The 16,291-nt window shown below is 58.0% G+C and carries 11 protein-coding genes and 1 riboswitch; of the genes, 7 read left to right on the forward strand and 4 right to left on the reverse strand.

Annotation, left to right across the window (positions count from 1 at the left end):
• Positions 1–20: 20 nt before the first annotated feature.
• Positions 21–288: riboswitch (cobalamin riboswitch) on the reverse strand.
• A 485-nt stretch (positions 289–773) separates the two neighbouring features.
• Positions 774–2,915 carry a fatty acid oxidation complex subunit alpha FadB gene (fadB, locus tag A8C75_RS13735; RefSeq protein WP_067383380.1) on the reverse strand — a complete coding sequence of 714 codons (2,142 nt, stop codon included), beginning with the start codon at positions 2,913–2,915 and terminating at the stop codon, positions 774–776.
• Between the two features lie 211 nt (positions 2,916–3,126).
• On the opposite strand from fadB, the gene A8C75_RS13740 reads away from it, so the two are divergent.
• The gene (locus A8C75_RS13740; protein ID WP_067383383.1) at positions 3,127–4,134 is read left to right on the forward strand and encodes an AraC family transcriptional regulator; all 1,008 of its coding nucleotides are present in this window, start codon (positions 3,127–3,129) and stop codon (positions 4,132–4,134) included.
• Positions 4,135–4,752: 618 nt separating this feature from the next.
• Here A8C75_RS13740 and ilvY read toward each other — a convergent pair.
• A complete protein-coding gene (ilvY, locus tag A8C75_RS13750; RefSeq protein WP_067383391.1) occupies positions 4,753–5,640 on the reverse strand; it encodes an HTH-type transcriptional activator IlvY in 888 nt (295 codons plus the stop codon).
• 247 nt (positions 5,641–5,887) lie between these two features.
• On the opposite strand from ilvY, the gene ilvC reads away from it, so the two are divergent.
• On the forward strand, positions 5,888–7,363 hold the full coding sequence (ilvC, locus tag A8C75_RS13755) for a ketol-acid reductoisomerase (protein ID WP_067383395.1): 1,476 nt from the start codon (positions 5,888–5,890) through the stop codon (positions 7,361–7,363).
• 149 nt (positions 7,364–7,512) lie between these two features.
• A complete protein-coding gene (gene modF, locus A8C75_RS13760; protein WP_067383398.1) occupies positions 7,513–8,955 on the forward strand; it encodes a molybdate ABC transporter ATP-binding protein ModF in 1,443 nt (480 codons plus the stop codon).
• A 562-nt stretch (positions 8,956–9,517) separates the two neighbouring features.
• Here modF and A8C75_RS13765 read toward each other — a convergent pair.
• Positions 9,518–10,759, reverse strand: a complete 1,242-nt coding sequence (locus A8C75_RS13765; protein WP_067383401.1) for a DEAD/DEAH box helicase — start codon at positions 10,757–10,759, stop codon at positions 9,518–9,520.
• Between the two features lie 575 nt (positions 10,760–11,334).
• On the opposite strand from A8C75_RS13765, the gene A8C75_RS24000 reads away from it, so the two are divergent.
• Together A8C75_RS24000 and A8C75_RS13775 are read left to right on the forward strand one after the other, a co-directional pair.
• Entirely contained in the window at positions 11,335–11,619 is a 285-nt protein-coding gene (locus A8C75_RS24000; RefSeq protein WP_227819924.1) for a P-loop NTPase family protein, read from the forward strand.
• A 430-nt stretch (positions 11,620–12,049) separates the two neighbouring features.
• A complete protein-coding gene (locus tag A8C75_RS13775; protein ID WP_067383406.1) occupies positions 12,050–12,430 on the forward strand; it encodes a VOC family protein in 381 nt (126 codons plus the stop codon).
• A 435-nt stretch (positions 12,431–12,865) separates the two neighbouring features.
• On the opposite strand, the gene A8C75_RS13780 is transcribed toward A8C75_RS13775, so the two are convergent.
• Complete coding sequence (locus A8C75_RS13780; protein WP_067383409.1) at positions 12,866–13,513, reverse strand: DsbA family oxidoreductase; 648 nt, start codon at positions 13,511–13,513, stop codon at positions 12,866–12,868.
• Between the two features lie 473 nt (positions 13,514–13,986).
• Here A8C75_RS13780 and A8C75_RS13785 point away from each other — a divergent pair, with 473 nt between their 5' ends.
• Both A8C75_RS13785 and A8C75_RS13790 read left to right on the forward strand, forming a co-directional pair.
• Positions 13,987–14,892, forward strand: coding sequence for a dienelactone hydrolase family protein (locus A8C75_RS13785; RefSeq protein ID WP_067383412.1), 906 nt, complete (start codon positions 13,987–13,989; stop codon positions 14,890–14,892).
• Between the two features lie 246 nt (positions 14,893–15,138).
• Positions 15,139–16,281 (forward strand): sterol desaturase family protein, encoded by a 1,143-nt coding sequence (locus A8C75_RS13790; RefSeq protein WP_067383417.1) that lies wholly within the window; start codon positions 15,139–15,141, stop codon positions 16,279–16,281.
• The last annotated feature ends 10 nt before the right edge of the window (positions 16,282–16,291 follow it).

The raw sequence follows: 16,291 nt of genomic DNA on the forward strand, positions 1-16,291 counted from the left end.
CGCTGCAAAGCCCTCCGCGATGCCGACAAGTGCTTTTGGCCGGTCTCCGGACTCACGACAGAACGCAGTTGCATCCTGAAACAGCGCCTTCCCGTGTATGAACACAGTGGCGTGTCGCTGTTGCGCACAGCCTTGAGGCACCAGGGCGCCAAAAAGGGTGTACGTCGTTTACCGTTGCGGGGGCAGTGCCGGCATTGCCGCGAAGGGGAAACCCCAACCTCAGGCGCACCGGCTTCCCGATTAAACCCAAGCGCAAAACCCTTGGGTACCAGAAGCAGGCCGCATTGTAGGGAGCTACCCGGATAATTACAAATGCCCCTTGCCACTTTCAAGTGGCTAGTGGCTGGAAGCTAGAAGCTAGAAGCTACAGCATTTTAACGAAACACTTATCTGTCGATCGAGGTTACTTTGAGTGCTTCCTTACTTCGAGGTGGCCGGATATGGGTCGAGGCAAGATGAAAGGGCTCTAGTTGCCAACGAAACATCAGAGTGGCTCTTGTACCCCCTTATGAAGCCGGCGAGCACTGAGGGCATTCGGCGATCAGGCCCGAAGGGGCGCAACAGGGACTGATGCGCCTGCGATGAGGTACATGGATGTACCGTCAGCGCAGCCCGCAGAATGATCTCAGAGCGCAGCGAATAGGCTTCATCGGGGCGTGCTTTCTTTGGTTACTTTCTTTGCACGAGCAAAGAAAGTAACGCGCCAGCAAGGCGCAACATGCGCCATCAAACCGCTCCGATACCCCAGCCTGCGCAAGTCAGATGAATGTGCTCTAGAAGAAAGACTGACTGCGGGCCGCCCGCTGACGCAGGCCCTCGGTCAGCTGGTAAAGCGCGCCGCAGGCTGCATGACGTTCGACCCGCTGGCAGAAGTCCGCCGCCCCCAGGCTGTCGATATAGCGCAGCGCGCCACCGCGAAAACGCGGAAAACCCAGTCCCAGGATCAGCCCCATGTCCACCTCGGCGGCAGAATCGGCGATACCATCTTCCAGGCAGCGCACCGCCTCCATGCACAGCGGAATCATCATGCGATCCAGAATGTCCTGGTCACTCAGTTCCAGTGCAGGCCCCTTGGCGGCATCAATCAGCTGCTGGGCCCTGGGTGCCGCCACCCGGGTGCGCCGGCCGCTGTCATCCACGCCGTATTCATAGAAGCCCCGACCATTCTTCTGCCCCAGGCAATCAGCCTCCAGCAGCTGCTCGACGATGCAGACACCGTCGTGGCCCATACGCTCGGGGAAGCCTTCGATCATCACCTTGTCCGCGTGCACACAGGTATCCAGACCAATCACGTCCATCAGGTAAGCCGGACCCATGGGCCAGCCGAAGGCCTCCATCACCCGGTCTATGCGCTCGAAATCCACCCCGTCCAGCAGCAGGCGGTTAAAGCCGTTGAAATAGGGAAACAGAATGCGGTTCACCAGAAAGCCCGGGCAATCATTGACCACAATCGGGCTCTTGCCCATGGCGACCGCGTACGCCAGGGTGGTGGCCAGGGTCTGGGGGCTGGTATCACGACCGCGGATCACTTCCACCAGCGGCATAAGGTGCACGGGGTTGAAAAAGTGCATGCCGCAGAACTGCGCCGGGCGCTGCAGTGATTCGGCCAGTGAGCTGATGGAAATGGTCGAGGTGTTGGATGTGAGCACGGCATCCTCGCGCAGCCTGGACTCCACATCGGCCAGCACACTGGCCTTGATGGCGGCATTTTCCACCACCGCTTCCACCACCAGATCCACCTGATCGAAGCCCTGGTATTCAAGCGTCGGGGTGATGGCCTGCAGCACCCGGGTCTTGCCCGCCTCATCCAGCCGGCCTTTCTGGATCTGCCGATCCAGCAGCTTCGAAGCCGTAGCCGTGCCCAGCTCCAGCGCCTGGGGCTGAATATCCTTCATCAGCACCGGGGTACCACTGCTGGCGGACTGAAAGGCGACACCGCCCCCCATGATGCCAGCGCCGATCACCGCGGCCTGTTTCACCCCAGCACCCTGCTTGAGCGCATTTTTGGCCTTGCGCTTGAGCAGCTGATCGTTGAGAAAGAGCCCCACCAGGGCCTGGGCCGAATCACTCTTGAGCAGCTCAATAAAACCCTGCTGCTCGGCCTGCAGCGCCGCCTGGAAGTCCAGCGTGATATGACGCAGTACCAGCGCCAGCACCCTGGGCCCCGCCGGATACTTGGGGTCGAGCTTTGCGCCGAGTTTCCTGTCCAGCGCCGCCAGCTCGCGGTGCAGCGCATCGCTGGCCAGCATCGGCGCCTGCTTGCGCTGCCGCACCCGGTGCAGGTCAGAGCCCGCCTTGATCTTGTCGCGCAGCAGTTCAAGCGCACTCCCGTGCAGTGCATCGGGCTCGGCCACCGCATCCACCGCGCCCTGCTCCAGTGCTGCGCCGGCATTCTGCGCCCGGCCACCCAGCATCCAGTTCAGCGAGGCTTCAACCCCGATCAGCCGGCTCAGGCGCACCGTACCGCCCCAGCCCGGGAAGAGCCCAAGGCTGACTTCCGGCAGACCGACCTTGCCATCACTGGCCAGCACGCGGAAGTCCGCCGCCAGGGCCATTTCGAAACCGCCCCCCAGCGCCAGACCGTTCACAGCCGCGACCGATACCAGCGGCAGGCTCTCGATCTCGCACAGCAGATCGTGCACCCCGGCCATCCAGGGCGCCAGTGCCTCCGCGCCCTGCTTGGAGCGATGGGCCAGCTCTGGTATATCGGCACCGACGATAAAGTTGGGCTTGGCGCTGCGCAGCAGCAGGCCATCAATACCCTGGGCTGAGCGCAACTGCTGCACCGCCGCCTGCAGCTCATCGAATACGGCACTGGTGAGGGAATTCACCGATGCGCCCTGCACATCGAATACCAGCTCGGCGATGCCGGGCTCTACAACCTGCAGGCTGATGGCCTGTCCTTCATACATCATGATCGCATCCTTAAAGTCAGTCGTTGCCGTTAGTCGAGCGCCGGGGCAAAGCCGCAGCAGCACATTCAGCTGCCCGTCAGTCTGGATCAGCCAAGGGTGCGTCACAATGACAAACCCAGCCGTATAATTAACATATCCGGACAGCCTCCTTACCCAGACCTGCCCCATTGCGGCATAATCCGTGATCAGCATAGCCAATACGGACAGGCCCATGAGCTCACCGCGTCATTCCATCTCGGTCCACTATGCCCGTACCTTTATTGCAGGGCTGGAACGCCGGGGTCACAACTGCGACGAGATTCTGCAGCGGGCGGGCCTGCACCGCGACCTGCTCGACAATCCCCAGGTACGCATCACGCCCCATCAGCTCAGCGCCCTGGTGCAGCAACTCTGGCAGACCGCGGACGATGAATTTCTGTGCCTGGGCACCCGCCCCTGCCGCTTTGGCATCTTCCCGCTTATGGCCCGCCAGGCGCTGTACGGTACGACCTTGCGCTCGGTGCTACGACGCAGCTGCCACTTTTACAATCTGGTGTCCGAGGCGGTGGAGTTTGGCTTCGAAGAGTGGGATGACCGCGCCCGCCTCAGCCTGCGCCTGAGTGACCCGACGCTGGATACCGAACACAGCCTGTGTGAATTCCTGCTGCTAATCTGGCACCGCTTCCCCGGCTGGATGATTGGCCGGCGGGTGGAACTGAGTCGCATGTGCTTTACCCACGCCCGCCCGCGCCACGCCGCCGAATACCGCCTGATGTTCCCGGCGCCTGTGGCCTACGAGCAAGCCTTCAACGGCTTTGAGTTCAGCCGCGATCAGCTCGATGCCCCCATAGTGCAGACGGTGGCCAACCTGCGCAGCTACATGAAACGCGCCCCGCTGGACTGGTTCAGCCGCCAGGCCTTCTATCCCATCTATACCCGCCGCGTGCTGGATCATCTTGAACGCGCCGACAGCCTGGCCAGCACCAGCATGCAGGACACCGCCACCGCACTGCACATGACCAGCCGTACCCTGAGGCGCAAGCTCACCGACGAGGGCACCAACTTTCAGGATATTAAAGACGGCCTGCGCCGCGATACCGCCATCCACCTGCTGAGTCAGCCGAGTCTGCCGGTGTCCAGCATTGCCAGGGAACTGGGGTTTTCGGAACCCTCGGCGTTTACCCGGGCCTTTCGGCACTGGACGGGGGTGTCACCGAGCAGTTACCGCAAGAGGGGGTGAGATGGGGATAGGGTACGGCAATCTTCCGCCATGCACGGCAATGCTCCGCAAGGCTGCGCAGGGGGCCCGTAGGGTGCTGATGAGCGCAGCGAATCGCACCGTTCACCACAGCGAATCGCACCCTTTACCGGTACGGTTCAACCACAGTTCAACCACATGGGTAACAGTTGAGTGCAATGACATGGGTGACACTTTGCTGGATTTTCAGGTGCTTAAGGTAGAGATAGATCCTTCGAAAAGTCCGGCATTACAATCAGATACGGTGACCTTCTGATGTTCCCTGTTACGACCTCTTGGTCGTGTTACTTTCTTTGCACGCGCAAAGAAAGTAACCAAAGAAAGGCGCCCCCAAAGAAGCCTATTCGCTGCGCTCTGAGATCATTCGGCGGGCTGCGCTGAAGGTACATCCATGTACCTCATCGCAGGCGTAACAGTCCCTGTTACGCCCCTTCGGGCCAGTTCGCCGAATAACCCCAGTGCTCGCCAGCTTCATAAGGGGGTTGGCCGTTCTGATGTATGGTAATAAAATCAACTTTGCGTGATGACTCCATAAAGCCCTGTCAGCGCCGCTTTTCCTTGCACCTCGAAACTTCGCCCCTCGAACCGTTCACCTCAAAATCATTGCTCTGGAATCAGCGACCAGAAGGCGTTGACCAGGGGGTTGTTGAGGTTTTTCTTCAGTGCGAACAGGCCTATATCGTAGGGCTCGAGTTCTGGCTGCACGTCGAGGATGCGGATGCGATCCGCCATGGGGCTGTTTTTGAGTACGATTTCGGGCACCACGCCTATGCCGAGCCCAAGGCTGACCATGCTGACGATGGCCTCGTTGCCTGCCACCTGGGCGTAGATGCGTGGGTTGACGTCCATCTTGTGGAACCAGGCGTCGATGCGTTTGCGGGCGATGCCGCCCTCGGACAGTATCATGGGCACCTGGGCCCAGTGCGCTGCTGAGGCAGGCGGAGTCAGGGGCACATCCGGGTCGCTCTGTTTCAGGGGGGCGATAAAGCGCAGCGGCGAGACGGTGATGGGCTTGCATACCACCCCCCTTGGCAGAGAGCGGGGCTGGGCGGCGATGCTGATATCCTCTTCACCGGCGACGACCCTGGCGATGGCGTGTTCCGGGTCGCCGGTGTGCAGCTTGAGTTCTATATCCGGGAAGTCGTGACGAAAGCGATTGAGCAGGTCGAACAGGATGCTGTAAACGGCGGTCACCGAGCAGTACAGGCTGATTTCACCGTGCAACTGATCGGCCCCGCCCGCCAGTGCGTTGCGAATCAGGTTCCACTGCGAAATCGCCTCGCGGGCGTATTGCTGGAATGTCTGCCCCTCGTCGGTGAGGGACACGCTGCGGTTATCGCGCCTGAACAGCATGACGCCGAGTTCGTCTTCCAGCTGGCGGATATTGCGCGACAGCGCCGACAGGCTGATATGGCAGGCGGCGCTGGCACGGCCAAAGTGGAGGCTGTCTGCCAGGGCGAGAAAGTGTTTCAGGGTGCGTATGTCCATGGGGCTAGCTTAACCGTTATTGCAAAATATGGCACATGGTGTTGCGTTTATATCGATTTACGGAAGAAGGCATCTTCGCTACAGTAGGCCCACTAGATTTTCAGGCGATGCAGAGCTTCATGTCGAACTTGGGCGTATAATACCCCGCTTGATTCGATGCACTGCACAGCGTTTGCCTTGCGCAAGCCTGGTTTAACGTGTGGATTGTGCTGCTCTGGCAGCTGCTTACATAAACGGGAATTTCAAAATGCCAAACAATTATTTCAACACCCTGCCCCTGCGTGAGCAGCTCGAGCAACTGGCCAAGTGCCGTTTCATGGACATTTCCGAGTTTTCAGACGGCGTTTCCGCTCTGAAAGGCAAGAAAATGGTCATCATCGGTTGTGGCGCTCAGGGCCTGAACCAGGGTCTGAACCTGCGCGACAGCGGCCTGGATGTTTCCTACGCCCTGCGTCAGGCAGCCATCACCGAGAAGCGCCAGTCCTGGAAAAACGCGTCCGAGAACGGCTTCACCGTGGGTACTTACGAAGAGCTGGTTCCTACCGCTGATATCGTTCTTAACCTGACACCTGACAAGCAGCACACTTCTGTCGTGACCGCTGTTATGCCGCTGATGAAACAGGGCGCCTGCCTGTCCTACTCCCACGGTTTCAACATCGTTGAGGAAGGCATGAAGGTACGTGAAGACCTGACCGTCATCATGGTTGCACCCAAGTGCCCGGGTTCTGAAGTTCGCGCTGAATACGTGCGCGGCTTCGGTGTACCGACGCTGATCGCCGTTCACGAAGACAACGATCCCAAGGGTGAAGGTCTGGCTCTGGCCAAGGCATACGCCGTTGGCACCGGTGGCCACAAGGCCGGCGTGCTGATGTCCTCCTTCATCGCCGAAGTTAAATCCGACCTGATGGGCGAGCAGACCATCCTCTGCGGCATGCTGCAGACCGGCTCCCTGCTGTGCTTCGACAAGATGATCGAAGAAGGCATCGATGCAGGTTACGCCTCCAAGCTGATCCAGTTCGGCTGGGAAACAGTGACCGAAGCCCTGAAATACGGCGGCGTGACCAACATGCTGGACCGCCTGTCCAACCCGGCCAAGATCAAGGCATTTGATCTGTCCGAAGAGCTGAAAGTCATCATGCGTCCGCTGTACAACAAGCACCAGGACGACATCATCGACGGCACCTTCTCCCGCACCATGATGGCTGACTGGGCGAACGACGACAAAAACCTGCTGGGATGGCGCGCTGAAACCGCCGAAACGGCATTTGAAAAGACGCCGGCCGGCGATGTTGAAATCTCCGAGCAGGAATACTTCGACCACGGCATCCTGATGGTTGCCATGGTCAAGGCGGGCGTTGAGCTGGCCTTCGAAACCATGACTGCTGCCGGCATCGTTGCCGACTCCGCCTACTACGAGTCGCTGCATGAAACACCGCTGATCGCCAACACCATCGCGCGCAAGAAATTGTACGAGATGAACGCAACGATCTCCGATACCGCCGAGTACGGTTGCTACCTGTACAACCACGCCTGCCTGCCGCTGCTGGCCGATTTCATGAAGGGCATCAAGTCCGACGTTATCGGTCGCGGTCTACCGGTTGACGACAACGGTGTCGACAACGCCCGTCTGATCGAAGTCAACACCGCCCTGCGCAGCCACCCGGTTGAAGCTATCGGTGCTGTACTGCGCGGCCACATGGCTGACATGAAGAAGATTGTATAAGTCTTCTTGAGTGAGCGGCGCCTGCGGTACTCTGTAGCCGCCGCACACTAAAAAAGCCGGGACCTGTGTCCCGGCTTTTTTTTGAACGCGTTTTTTCCAAAATGCCTTTTAAAGGCGCCTGACAAACACCCCTGGCTGGATTCCCTCCCATGACTACTCGCCGCCCTATTCACCTGGAAGCGCTTACGATTCAGTTTGATGAGCGTTTTCAGCTAAACAATATCAACTGGCAGATTGAGCCCGAACAGCACTGGGTCATCACCGGCACCAATGGCGCCGGCAAGTCCGCCCTGGCTGCCGTACTGGCGGGCGCCGGCGAGCGGGTCTCCGGTAACCTCAGCGGCCTGCCGGCGCGGGTCGGCGTGGTGTCTTTCGAGGCCCAGGCCGAGCTGATCGAGGCCGAACGCAAAAAGGATGACGCCGATATCCTCGATGTCATCTCCGAAGGCACCCCGGTGCATGAAATGCTGTTCAAGGACTGTGCCGACCCCGCGACTGCCCGCGACCTGGTGGCCCGTTTCAAGCTGGAGTACCTGCTGGATCGCGCCTTCAGAAAGCTCTCCACCGGAGAATCGCGCAAGGTCATGCTGATTCGGGCACTGTCCAGCAATCCCGAACTGCTGGTGCTGGACGAACCCTTCGATGGCCTGGATGCTGACACCCTGTTGATGCTGCAAGGGTATCTGGCCACGCTGATCGAAACCGTGCCCATGGTGCTGGTACTGAACCGCTTTGATGAATTCCCCGATTTCATCACCGACATCGCCTATGTCAACCAGGGCGAGCTGCAACTGCAGGTGAAGCGCGATGATCCCAGGGCCTATGCCGAGCTCTATCAGCTGCTGCACCTCAAGACCACCCAGCTGGCGGTGCCGCCCGCAGACCCTGAAACCGCCATCCCGGCGCTGGACCCAGCTCAGCCGCTGGTGCACCTCAATGGCGTGAGCATCAAGTACGATGACAAGGCGCTGTTCAGCGACCTGGACTGGACCATCAACCCCAACCAGCACTGGCAGCTGAGCGGCCCCAACGGCAGCGGCAAAACCGGGCTGCTGTCGCTGATTACCGGCGACCATCCGCAGTGCTACGTCAACGATATCTTTGTGTTCGGCTTCAAGCGCGGTAGCGGCGAGAGCATCTGGCAGATCAAGCAGTTTATCGGCTATGTCTCCAGTGCGCTGCAGTGGGAATACCGGGTGGGCACCAGCCTGCGCAATGTCATCATCTCCGGCTTTTACGACAGCATAGGCCTGTACAGCAAGTACAGCGACCGTCAGCGCCAGATTGCCGATCAGTGGCTGGCATTGCTGGGCATGAGCCATCGCGCCGATCAGCCGTTCAACAAGCTTTCCTACGGTGATCAGCGCCTGCTGCTGATCGCCCGCGCCATGGTGAAGCACCCGCCACTGCTGATTCTGGATGAGCCCTGTCTGGGGCTGGATGACATGAACCGCCAGCTGGTGCTGGCACTGATCGAGAAGATCTGCGCCGGCACCGAGACTGCGGTGATCTACGTGAACCACCATCCGGAGGATCGGATAGAGGGGATCGAAAACTACCTGGCGCTGAACGCGCCCACACCAACTCAATAAGACCAAAGCGCCCGGGCCTGTAAGGGGCCCGTCGTGTACGCCAGAGCACTTTGATCTTACATCGATCCACTGCGATCGTTGAGATGAGATTAAGGTGACCCTGTTGGAGCCTGTGCAGGTTGGGGTATCGGAGTGGTTTGATGGCGCGTGTTGCGCCTTGCTGGCGCGTTACTGGCAAAGAAAGCAACCAAAGCTCTTTACCTTGAAGAATGCGCCCCGATGAAGCCTATTCGCTGCGCTCTGAGATCATTCTGCGGGCTGCGCTGACGGTACATCCATGTACCTCATCACAGGCGCATCAGTCCCTGTTGCGCCCCTTCGGGCCTGATCGCTGAATGACCTCAGTGCTCGCCGGCTTCATAAGGGGGAAGCAAGAGCCGCCCTGATGTTTCGGTGGCAGTAGGCAACTAGAGCACTTTCCTCTTGCTTCCCCCCCATATCCGACCACCTCGAAGTAAGGAAGCACTCAAAGCAGCCCCGATCGACAGATAAGTGTTTCGTGAAAATGCTCTAGGTTGTCCTGCTCAATCCAATCTAGCTATCAGCTATCAGCTACTGGCTATCAGCGGCGACGGCGATCCGGCTTCTTGCCCAGCGCCCGCTCCCGCGCACGTTTATTCTGGGTGCCCTTGCTGACGCTGCGGGTATTGCGCACCTCTTTCGTCGGGTCCGGCTCATAGCCTGGCAACCATTGCTGCATCAGACGCTCGTCGAGGACGACCTCGATCTGCTCCAGCAGGTAGTTTTCCGCCGGGCTCAGCAGCGAGATCGCCATGCCGGAACCGCCCGCACGGCCGGTACGCCCGATACGGTGGATATAGTCCTCGGCGTTGTAGGGCAACTCATGGTTGATCACATACTGCAGCTGATCAATGTCCAGCCCGCGTGCCGCCACGTCAGTGGCCACCAATACCCGGGTATCCCCCGCCCTGAAGGCCTCCAGCGCCCGCTCCCGCGCACCCTGGGACTTGTCGCCGTGGATCGACTGGGTTTTTAGACCGTCCTTGCACATCTCGCTGGCGAGCTCATCCGCGCCCTGTTTGGTGCGGGTAAATACCAACACCTGATGCCAGTTCTTGCTGCCGATCAGGTAAGAGATCAGCTCGCGCTTGCGATCCGCATCCACCGCGTACACCATCTGCTCAACCCTGCGGGCGACGGTATTGCGGGCATCCACCTCAATCAGGGTGGGATCCTTCAGCAGGCTTTTGCTGAGTGCAAAAATCTCAGGCCCAAAGGTGGCGGAGAACAGCAGCGTCTGCCGCGCAGCCGGGATGGGTTTGATAATACGGCGCACTTCGTCGATAAAGCCCATATCCAGCATGCGATCCGCCTCATCGAACACAAGATGGCGCACCTGACTCAGATCCGCCGCCCCGCGACCAATCAGATCCAGCAGACGCCCGGGCGTTGCCACCAGAATATCCACGCCACTGGCGAGTGCCGCCATCTGGGTGTTAACACTGGCACCGCCGTACACCAGCGCCGTCTGCAGCGCACTCTGACTGCCGTAGGTCACAAAGCTCTTGTACACCTGCTGAGCCAACTCCCGTGTCGGCGTCAGCACCAGCGCCCGAATGGCGCGTTTGGGCGACGCGGATACGGGCGCCTCACTCAGCAGTTGCAGAATCGGCAGCGCAAAGGCGGCGGTTTTGCCGGTGCCGGTCTGGGCCCCGGCCATCAGGTCTTGTCCTGCAAGAATGGCCGGGATGGTGGCCACCTGGATCGGCGTGGGTTCGGTGTAGCCCTGTTCGGTAACGGTATCAATCAGTGACTGATTAAGACCGGTGGTGGAAAATCCCATGGCGTTGTCTGGCTCTGCTGGTCGGGGTGGTGGGCGGGTATTATACCTGTTGTTGTGGGTGGTTCGGGTGGGATGGGCATCATTAAAATGAGCTGTCAGTTGATGGGGAGTTCAAGCTGAATAGTTCGGGCACATGGGTAACAGAGCTGTTCAGTAACATGGGTGACACTTTACTCGTGCAAAGAAAGTATGCAAAGAAAGCACGCCCCGAAGAAGCCTTCCCGCTGCGCTCTGAAATCATTCAACGGGCTCCGCTGACGGTACATCCATGTACCTCATCGGAGGCGCAACAGTCCCTGTTGCTCCCCTTCGGGCCAACTCGTCGAATGACCTCAGTGCTCGCCGGCTTCATAAGGGGATCGGAGCCGTTCTGATACTTCATCGGCTTTGGCTGGTGTAAATGAGGGGACTAGATGCGAATGCGTTGCCAGACGGGAATTTGTGGGAGCCCGGTCTCCGGGCGAGTCGCACCGTTTACTGTGCCCACCGGGCACCGGCTTTGGCAGGATTTGGCTTCAGGAAACCGGGATCTGAGGCTATAAGATATAACGCCATGCCTTCAAAAGGAGACATACGTGAAGCGGATCATCATTTTCGGAAATTCCGGATCGGGTAAATCAACGCTCGCGAAAGCCCTTTGCAAAGGGGAACACCTGTCTCATCTTGATCTGGACCTGATTGCCTGGCAACCGACCTCGCCGCCACAGAGAAAACCGATAGCGGAATCGAAGCAAGAGATTGATGCTTTTATCAGTGCAAACGCTGCATGGGTGATAGAGGGCTGCTATTCGGACTTGCTGGAACTCGCCCTGCCTGCTGCCAGTGAAATCATCTTCCTGAATTTACCGGTCGAAGCCTGAACCGCCCCTGGGAGCCACACAAGTACGGGTCAAGGGAAGCCCAGGATGCTAACCTCGACATGCTGATCGACTGGATATCCCAGTACCCGGAACGCACTGACACTTTCTCAAGATCAGCCCACGAAGCACTATTCAAGCGCTATGACGGCAAGAAAACGATGTATACCAGTAACCAGCGGTAAGACCTGCGGCTTCGGTGAGCAGTACGCCGTCGTGCGGTGCCACGCCGCCATCCCGTATGGCCGGGATACAAGCAAACGAAAAATCAGCCAGGTTTCACGTCTTCTAGCGCGTATTCACGACCAGAGCGTCCATGGTATTTCCCGTGCTGTATTTCGCATTTAGGCGGCCTATAAAGTCAATCAGACCTGCGATAACCCCGCATCAATCAAGTAACTTCCAAGGGCAACACCCGCAAAGGACTTAATTTATGTTCAAAGTAAAAGCAACCCAGCACGTTTTGGCGGTCAAGGATCTTGAGAAGAGCGAAAGCTATTTTCTCGACAAGCTTGGATTTGCGGTCCGGTTCCGGGTGGGTGGCTGGTCCTTCCTTAGCCTGGGCAGCTTCCATGTGATGCTGGGGCACTGCCCCGACGAAGTGCCAGCCCGCGAAACGCATAACCACTCGTACTTCGCCTATATAAATTGCGACGGCATTGACGATCTCTACCGTGATTACCAGCAGCGCGGCGCCGAGATCTGCCAGGCCATATCCGACAAGCCCTGGGGTTTACGGGAATTTGGCGTTATCACCCCGGAAGGCCACCGAATCATGTTCGGTGAAGACATTGAGCCATCAGAGAATGCATAATTAGTCGACATACCAGATTCAAAGAAGCGTGGTAGCTTTTAGCGATAATCGCAGGCGTTATGAATCAGCATTAAATCCAGATAAGTGATGAGATGAAGTCAGTTTTATATAATTGAATCCAAAACATCAGAGCGGCCCCTTTCCCCCTTATGAAGCCAGCGAGCACTGAGGTCATTGTACGATCAGGCCCGTAGGGTTGATACAGGGACTGTATCGACGCCGATTAGCACATGGATGTGCGTTAGCGGCGCCCGTACAATGGCGTCGGAGCGCAGCGAAAAGGCTTCATTGGGGCGCGCTTTCTTTGGTTACTTTCTTTCGCGCGAGCAAAGAAAGTGACACGCCAAAAAGGCGTAACACGAAGCCTCAGACCACCACAAAACGCCAGGCGGCACAGATTGGAATAAACGCATCACATTTTCAATTTACCCCCATTTATCCCTGCTCAACAATCTCCGTTAAAACCTGCTTGAACACCTCCGTTGGATGAGCCCCCGTCACTGCACCCTTGCGATTAAATACGATGGTCGGCACCGATGAGACACCCATGCTGCGCCAATATTCTTCTTCTCCGGTAATCTTCTCGCGGGCAACCGGATTATCCAGCTCCGCCAATGCCTCTGCCGCATTCAGGCTCACGGATTCCAGGATTTCAGCCAGAACCTGCTTGTCTGACACATCCTGCCGATTGCTGAAGACAGCTTCGAACAGGCGCATTTGAAGCTCATGCTGTTTGCCCTGTTCTCTGGCATAGGCCAGCAATATATGGGCATTGCGGGTGTTGACGATTTTCATAGCGTCATGAAAGTCGAACGTGAAACCCAGCTCTCCCGCTATTTTGGTCATACTGGCACGCGACTTGGCGCTCTCTTCAGGCGAGCTGCCATATTTTCTGGCGATGTGAGCCCGCAGATTTTCCCCCTCGGCCGGCATGTCAGGATTCAACTCGAACGGCTTCCATTCGATTGCAACCCTGTCCTCCAACCCCAGCTCAGTGATCGCCTTTTCCAGGTACTTGTAACCAATGATGCACCAGGGGCACACGACATCCGAGATGATGTCGATCTGAATCTTGTTCGCCATATCAGTCCTCGCCTCACAATTCGCGCATAGCGCCATCCAATGCCCGTATCCTAACCAGATTTGAACAGTCGTTCAAATTGATTTTGAACAACTGGTCAACTTTGTTCTTATGGCTACGCGTTAAACCCACACAGACGAAGTTGCACCATCCCAACTGTAAAGGAATGTAAAGCTGCGCGACTTCGCGCCAGCTTTTTGCCACCGTCTGCTAACCTGCCTATTAACCTGACGGACAAATATTGTCCGTTATGTACAGGAAGTACGGAATACCGCACACGCATGGACGCGTATGAGCGGTCACGCCATAACTCTTTAGCCAAAAGAATGGGCGCAGGTGCGTGGACTTGCTGGCCTTCTTGGGGGCGAAGAGGTGGCGTTCGCATTGGCCTGCGGCCAATGATGAAGCATCCCTGCTTCATGTATTAACCTAGGTTAATACCCCTTTCCCTTACCAACTATTGAGGCGCGACTCTATGCAAGCTATGAAGGAAAACGGCGAGCCACAGCAGATCCCCCAAGAGGCCTTCGACTGGTACGACGAATACGCCCACGGCGATATCAGCCGACGGGAATTTCTGACCCGCCTGTCATCGCTTACAGTGCTGGGTTTCAGCATGAGCGTGCTGTCAGCGGCCCTGCTGCCCAATTACGCGCTGGCCGAACAGGTGTCTTTCAATGACGCCGATATCAAGGCCGAATATGTCACCTTCCCCTCGCCCGAAGGCTTTGGCGAAGGTCGGGGCTACCTGGTCATTCCCACATCCGTAACCGCCTCAGCGCCTGTGGTGCTGGTTGTGCATGAAAACCGCGGCTTGAATCCCTACATCGAGGATGTGGCGCGTCGGGCCGCCAAGGCCGGTTTTATCGCCTTTGCCCCCGATATTCTGCACTCACTGGGGGGCTACCCGGGCAATGATGACCAGGGTCGCGAGATGCAGAGTTCACTGGACAAGGCCAAGGTAGAAGAAGACTTCAAGGCGGCGGCCCGTTTCCTGAAAGCGCACCCCCAGAGCAATGGCAAGCTCGGCGTGGTGGGTTTCTGTTTCGGTGGTTACGTTGCCAATATGCTGGCGGCGAGTCTGCCGGATGTCGTGAATGCGTCGGCGCCCTTCTACGGCACACCGCCGGTGAAAGAGATCCGTGCAAACATCAAGGCACCGCTGCTGATTCACCTGGCGGAGCTCGACAAGCGCGTCAATGCCACCTGGCCCGAGTATGAAGCGGACTTAAAAGCGGCAGACAAAAACTACAGTATGCATATGTACGCCGGTGTTAATCACGGCTTTCATAACGACTCCACCGAGCGCTACGACGAAGCGGCGGCAGAACTCGCCTGGAGCCGCACCATTGAGTTTTTCGATCAGCACCTCAAGGCTTAAGCATTCAGTACCCCTGCAACGCAGGGCCGGCAGACGCAACAGCGTTTGCCGGCCTCACCCTATCTAGCCTCTAGCTCTCTAGCCCCTAAGTCTGTAAGCCCGCCCTTGCACCACCCCTCGCACCCGCCTGCAGAGTCCATTATTATCGCCAGAGTCACGGGCCGATTTCACGACGACAGCATAGACAAGGCGCAGCGTTGAACGTCACCGTGAATCACACAGGCTTTGGTATTAAATAGGCAACGGATGAAACACGATTACTCCTACAGGGAACGGCAACAGGAGCTGGATGCCGCACGCCAGTTTCGCCTGGGTGATGGCAAGATCAGCGGCTACTGCTCGGTGGCACTGGGCACGCTCAGCCTGCTTGCGGTGCTGGCCTATCTCTACCCTGCGTACCTCACGACCATCGAACTGCGACAGGCCTACGACGCTGCCTTTTTGCAGCAGTTTCTCAAGTACGGCATGTATTTTTCGCTCTTCTTCGGCATTCTCAGCTTCGTTCTGAACGGCTACAAGCGCCTGGGGGCGGCGGGCATAGTGCTGACCCTGATCGCCTTTGCCCTGGGCGGTTACACCCTGCCTGTCGGGCCGGTGGAGCCGCGCCGGCTGTCGCTGGGGGTGGACTGGCTGATACTTGCCTTTCTGGGCTCGACCATCATTTTCATTACGCTGGAAAAGCTCTTTCCCAAATACCGCAACCAGGTAGTACTGCGGCCCGAATGGGGGCTGGATCTGCTCTACTTCTGCTTCAATCACCTGGCCATTTCCGCCATTCTGATTTACGGCAACTACCACGCCAGTCACTTCGACTGGGCCCTGAGCGAAAGCGTGCAGCAGGCCATCCGTTCGGTGCCGCTGTTGCTGCAGGTAATGGTCATCATTCTGTGCGCCGATTTCGTGCTCTATTGGGAGCATCGCCTCTACCATGAGGTACAGCTGCTCTGGCCGATCCATGCCGTGCACCATTCCATTGAACACCTCGACTGGCTGGCGGGCTCTCGCGGGCATTTTATCCAGGTATTCTCGGAAAGGGCCATGGTGATGGTGCCGCTCTATCTGCTGGGTGCAGATCAGGCGGCGCTGGATATCTACGTCGCCTTTGCAGCACTCCAGGCCATTCTGATTCACTGCAATCTGGGCATTTCCTTCGGTCCGCTGAAGTGCATTCTGGTCACGCCGCAGTTTCACCACTGGCACCACAGCTCGGAAAAACCCGCCATCGACACCAACTACTCGGCCCATACGGTGCTGTTCGACCGCCTGTTTGGTACCTACCATATGCCCGTCAAGCACTGGCCGGCGGACTACGGCACCACGGTACGCCTGCCCAGAAGCTATATAGGACAACTGCTCTACCCGCTGACCCGGCACCTGAGGAAGAAATAACGCCGGGATT

Source organism: Marinobacterium aestuarii (assembly GCF_001651805.1).
Lineage (GTDB): Bacteria > Pseudomonadota > Gammaproteobacteria > Pseudomonadales > Balneatricaceae > Marinobacterium_A > Marinobacterium_A aestuarii.

What these genes read in the sequence shown, in the direction of transcription:
- fadB (WP_067383380.1), bottom strand. Translation starts at nt 2,915, where the DNA reads ATGATGTATGAAGGACAGGCCATCAGCCTGCAGGTTGTAGAGCCCGGC.
- A8C75_RS13740 (WP_067383383.1), top strand. Translation starts at nt 3,127, where the DNA reads ATGAGCTCACCGCGTCATTCCATCTCGGTCCACTATGCCCGTACCTTT.
- ilvY (WP_067383391.1), bottom strand. Translation starts at nt 5,640, where the DNA reads ATGGACATACGCACCCTGAAACACTTTCTCGCCCTGGCAGACAGCCTC.
- ilvC (WP_067383395.1), top strand. Translation starts at nt 5,888, where the DNA reads ATGCCAAACAATTATTTCAACACCCTGCCCCTGCGTGAGCAGCTCGAG.
- modF (WP_067383398.1), top strand. Translation starts at nt 7,513, where the DNA reads ATGACTACTCGCCGCCCTATTCACCTGGAAGCGCTTACGATTCAGTTT.
- A8C75_RS13765 (WP_067383401.1), bottom strand. Translation starts at nt 10,759, where the DNA reads ATGGGATTTTCCACCACCGGTCTTAATCAGTCACTGATTGATACCGTT.
- A8C75_RS13775 (WP_067383406.1), top strand. Translation starts at nt 12,050, where the DNA reads ATGTTCAAAGTAAAAGCAACCCAGCACGTTTTGGCGGTCAAGGATCTT.
- A8C75_RS13780 (WP_067383409.1), bottom strand. Translation starts at nt 13,513, where the DNA reads ATGGCGAACAAGATTCAGATCGACATCATCTCGGATGTCGTGTGCCCC.
- A8C75_RS13785 (WP_067383412.1), top strand. Translation starts at nt 13,987, where the DNA reads ATGCAAGCTATGAAGGAAAACGGCGAGCCACAGCAGATCCCCCAAGAG.
- A8C75_RS13790 (WP_067383417.1), top strand. Translation starts at nt 15,139, where the DNA reads ATGAAACACGATTACTCCTACAGGGAACGGCAACAGGAGCTGGATGCC.